Origin of the sequence: Nostoc sp. CHAB 5715, assembly GCF_020829685.1 — a bacterium.
Classification (GTDB): Bacteria; Cyanobacteriota; Cyanobacteriia; order Cyanobacteriales; family Nostocaceae; genus Nostoc.
Genome location: NZ_JAIVFR010000692.1, coordinates 1 through 4,194 on the forward strand (window position 1 = coordinate 1; position 4,194 = coordinate 4,194).

Below are 4,194 nucleotides of genomic sequence, written 5' to 3' on the forward strand. Positions count from 1 at the left end.
TTATCAGCTGTGTGAAGAAAACCCCGATTTACAATTAGAACGCAATGCTCAAGGAGAATTAGTCATAATACCACCAACGGGAGGAGAAACTGGAAGAAGTAACGTTAATTTAATTCTGCAATTGGCAGTGGTTACATCGGCTTAGAATTTTCTGATATTTACTCAGCTTTGGGTTGCGAAATCACCTTGATTGAAGCCCTAGATCAGTTAATGCCAGGATTTGACCGAGACATCGCCAAACTTGCCGAACGGGTGCTAATTACTCCCCGCGATATTGAAACGAAAGTGGGGATATACGCTAAAAAAGTCATCCCAGGTTCACCAGTGGTGATTGAATTAGCAGATTTCAAAACCAAAGAAGATGTAGATGTCATCGAAGTAGATGCTTGCTTAGTGGCTACAGGACGCATCCCAGCGACCAAAAATCTTGGTTTGGAATCTGTGGGTGTGGAAGTTGATCGGCGGAATTTTATCCCAGTTGACGATCGCATGGCAGTGCTATCAGCTGGTGAAGTAGTACCGCATTTGTGGGCAATTGGCGACGCTAATGGGAAGATGATGTTGGCACATGCGGCTTCTGCTCAAGGCATCATCGCCGTAGAAAATATAGTTGGGAGGGAAAGAATAGTAGACTATCGCAGCATCCCGGCGGCGGCGTTTACCCATCCAGAAGTTAGCTATGTGGGCTTAACAGAAACCGCAGCTAAGGAGTTGGGACAAACCGAAGGTTTTGAAATCGCCACAAGTCGGAGTTACTACAAAGGGAATTCCAAAGCGTTGGCAGAAAATGAAGCCGATGGGATTGCCAAGGTGATATATCGCAAAGACACCGGAGAAGTCTTAGGCGTTCACATTTTTGGACTACACGCCTCAGACTTAATTCATGAAGCCTCAGCTGCGATCGCAAACCGTCAATCTGTCCAAAATCTCGCACATCTAGTTCACGCGCACCCGACACTTTCGGAAGTGCTGGACGAAGCTTATAAACGAGCGATCGCAATTTAGGGAGAGGGAGTAGGGAGTAGGGAGTAGGGAGTAGAAAATTCCCCATTCCCCATTCCCCATTCCCCAATTATGCAAATCCGTCGCCGTTCGCCTAACCCAGCTATTGGAGTAGGGAGTAGGGAGTAGGGAGTAGAAAATTCCCCATTCCCCATTCCCCATTCCCCATTCCCCATTCCCCATTCCCCACTCCCCATTCCCCATTCCCCATTCCCCATTATGCAAATCCGTCGCCGTTCGCCTAACCCAGCTATTGATGTATCGATATTGCGTTATCAGGCTGTCGTGCCTGATGCAACGCCAAACAATATTTTGGAGGAAATTGTCTGGCAGAAAGAAGTAGAATATGACCAAATGCGGGAAAAAGTTCCTTTGCAAGAATTACAGAAGCAGGTACTGACTGCGCCGCCAACCCGTGATTTTGTCGCCGCCTTGCGTCAAGGTAAGACAAAGCCAGCATTGATTGCCGAAGTTAAAAAAGCTTCACCTAGCAAAGGCGTTTTCCGAGAAGATTTTGACCCAGTAGCGATCGCCCTGTCTTATCAGCAAGGTGGCGCTAGTTGTCTTTCTGTGCTAACGGATGTCAAGTTCTTTCAAGGTAGTTTTGATAACTTAGCAAAGGTTCGGGCTGCCGTAGATTTGCCCCTACTGTGCAAAGAGTTTGTCGTTTATGCTTACCAGATATATTTGGCGCGGGTTCAGGGTGCAGATGCTATTTTGTTGATTGCGGCTATTTTGAGCGATCAAGATTTGAAATACTTCCTTAAAATTGCTAACAATCTGAAAATGGCAACCTTGGTTGAAGTCCATAGTTTGGCAGAACTTGACCGTGTGTTAGCCCTAGATGGCGTCTCCTTAGTAGGAATCAATAATCGCAATTTGGAAGATTTCTCTGTTGACTTGCAAACTACTTGCCAACTTTTAGCTGCAAGGGGTAGCCAATTGCAGGAGAAAAACATCCTTGTTGTCAGCGAGTCAGGACTACACAACCCAGATGATTTGAGTTTGGTACTGACAGCAGGTGCATCGGCTGTACTCATTGGAGAATCTTTGGTAAAACAACCAAATCCCGGCGCTGCGATCGCCCATATATTACCAAAGAATTTCTGAAATAAACACCTCCCCTACGCCTCTTAGCATAGCGCAACTAACTGCATACAATAGTTCTAAATTGGGTACACTATGCGTGGACACGCAGCACATTGCCATCAAGTATCATCATATCTTTGCCAAATCTTCATTTTTAATCAAATCAAAGCCATAAGCAACTAGTTATTTCTTATGTAACAATTTATTGACAAAACACAAACTCTGACTAATACAAAATCTCAAATATGAAATCAAAGTTTAACTTCATGGAGCAAATTCCTCTACCTTCTCCTATTCACTACGAACTTATACTTCAACTTTTAGAAAGACAAACCATGTTAGCTGTAAATGATAATCCAGATTTACGGCATCAGGTAAATCAACTAATTATTACTCTGCGTAAAGCTGCCGTGCAGCAAAAACGCCTAGAAGAAATTTGCGAGTTTTCCTCTATGACTGTTGATCACCGTTGGTCAATTAACCATCATCACGATAACAAAGTTGTTGCCCCCGATTGAAGCTGATAACTTAATATCTCAACCTCAGATTTGGCATCTTTGTTAAGTTAACTTACCACCATTAGGGTGTTGGGTATAATTATTTGACCCAACCTACAAAATTTATTGCACTATTTTAGCCTTGATACGCTACTACATTACCTAATTTTGTTCAAAAATAAAATAGAAATCTTATATCAACTCCGGCGAATCACTTATGATTACGTATCTGTGCAAAAATCCCAAAAGCCTCTTTCCCCCTGCGCTTTAAATGATAAGTCTTTAGCCGGACATGATATTATACATAGCTATTTTTATCTAAATTTTAATTCACTTGCTTACAATTTATACAATAATTCTCTTAATGCCGTAGAAAAAATCTCATCTTTATAAAAATTTTAGCTATGAAAAAGTTCATATCGATTTATAGGAAACTGTAGATCAGCTAAAATATTTATGAGATTCTCTCTCGAATTTGACGAAAGATGAAATATAACAGCATTCACGAAATTCTCAGAAATAATCAGACTTGGGTTGCCGAAAAACTAGCTATAGATCCAACTTACTTTCAAGAATTATCTAGTGGACAAACACCACCTTTTCTATACATTGGGTGTTCTGATAGTCGTCTGGCATTAACAAAGTTTACCTGTACAGAACCAGGAGAGTTATTTGTACACCGTAATATTGCCAATCAGATTTCTCTAACGGATATAAACTTTTTAGCGGTTTTAGAATACGCAATTTTACATCTTCATGTAGAACATATTATCGTTTGTGGTCACTACGATTGCGGAGGAATTAAAGCGGCTTTAGAGGGGAGAACCATCGGAATTCTTGATAACTGGGTAAATCCGATTCGGGAACTGTATTTACAGAAACAAGAAGAAATTGATGCCTTGCCAACAAGAGAAGAACGTTTGAATCGTTTGGCAGAAATAAACGTTGTAGCGCAAGTAAAAAATCTTTACCAAACTTCCATCATGCGTCAGGTACTCTATGAGCGAAAAGCGCCTATGGTTCATGGCTGGGTACTAGATATCAGCACTGGCTTGATTAAAGATTTGAACGTCTCAACTGTGCAATGGCAATTGCACATCTGCCCCTTGCTTCTAGAGTTTAGACTCTATGCTATGTTAAAAAATGAGAGCTAATTCGGTATTTATCGCCACACAAAAGCCTACATTATAAACTTGAAAAATTGTGTGTTTACAACTTTAATTGTGAGTAAAATAAATAGTTATTTTTCAGTTAAGTATTGTAATTAGGACTTACGCACACTCTACGAATTCTCGGCGCTCTTGGCGTCTTGGCGGTTCGATAAATTAAGCTTTTTAGCAATTTTTGCGTAAGTCCTAGTAATGCCTAAGTCAAAGTTATTGATTTACCATGATAATAGTAGACTGATCGTTTTGACTTTAAGGAAGATGGGACTACAAATCTCAATTTCTGACTCCATTTTGCAAGCTCTTCGTTTACCAGAACAGCGTATTGAGCAGGAATTGCGTCGGGAGTTAGCCATTGCGCTCTACACACAAGACATTCTCTCCTTCGGTAAAGCACGAGAATTAGCTGAAATGGATAAATACGAATTTGGGCAACTGCT

General features: G+C 41.2%; 5 protein-coding genes and 2 pseudogenes. 6 read left to right on the forward strand and 1 reads right to left on the reverse strand.

Features of this window, described 5'->3' with window-relative positions; translation table 11 throughout:
• A pseudogene (locus tag LC574_RS29145) lies at positions 1–124 on the forward strand (Uma2 family endonuclease); the annotation flags it as partial.
• Positions 121–1,005, forward strand: a pseudogene (locus tag LC574_RS29150) (FAD-dependent oxidoreductase); the annotation flags it as partial. The pseudogenes LC574_RS29145 and LC574_RS29150, both read left to right, overlap by 4 nt.
• Here LC574_RS29150 and LC574_RS29155 read toward each other — a convergent pair.
• Positions 1,002–1,199, reverse strand: coding sequence for a hypothetical protein (locus LC574_RS29155; RefSeq protein ID WP_229457115.1), 198 nt, complete (start codon positions 1,197–1,199; stop codon positions 1,002–1,004). The pseudogene LC574_RS29150 and the gene LC574_RS29155 overlap by 4 nt on opposite strands.
• 22 nt (positions 1,200–1,221) lie before the next feature.
• Between LC574_RS29155 and trpC the strand changes: the two genes are divergently transcribed.
• The 4 genes from trpC to LC574_RS29175 all read left to right on the forward strand — a co-directional run.
• Positions 1,222–2,112, forward strand: coding sequence for an indole-3-glycerol phosphate synthase TrpC (trpC, locus tag LC574_RS29160; RefSeq protein ID WP_229457116.1), 891 nt, complete (start codon positions 1,222–1,224; stop codon positions 2,110–2,112).
• Between the two features lie 245 nt (positions 2,113–2,357).
• On the forward strand, positions 2,358–2,609 hold the full coding sequence (locus LC574_RS29165) for a DUF5340 domain-containing protein (RefSeq protein ID WP_100903113.1): 252 nt from the start codon (positions 2,358–2,360) through the stop codon (positions 2,607–2,609).
• A 464-nt stretch (positions 2,610–3,073) separates the two neighbouring features.
• Complete coding sequence (locus LC574_RS29170) at positions 3,074–3,742, forward strand: carbonic anhydrase (protein ID WP_229457117.1); 669 nt, start codon at positions 3,074–3,076, stop codon at positions 3,740–3,742.
• Positions 3,743–4,015: 273 nt separating this feature from the next.
• On the forward strand, positions 4,016–4,194 hold a 179-nt coding region (locus tag LC574_RS29175), incomplete at its 3' end, for a UPF0175 family protein (protein WP_229457118.1).

Excerpts from the sequence above, each read along its gene's own strand:
- LC574_RS29170 (WP_229457117.1), top strand. The coding sequence starts at position 3,074 with ATGAAATATAACAGCATTCACGAAATTCTCAGAAATAATCAGACTTGG.
- trpC (WP_229457116.1), top strand. The coding sequence starts at position 1,222 with ATGCAAATCCGTCGCCGTTCGCCTAACCCAGCTATTGATGTATCGATA.
- LC574_RS29165 (WP_100903113.1), top strand. The coding sequence starts at position 2,358 with ATGGAGCAAATTCCTCTACCTTCTCCTATTCACTACGAACTTATACTT.
- LC574_RS29155 (WP_229457115.1), bottom strand. The coding sequence starts at position 1,199 with ATGGGGAGTGGGGAATGGGGAATGGGGAATGGGGAATGGGGAATGGGG.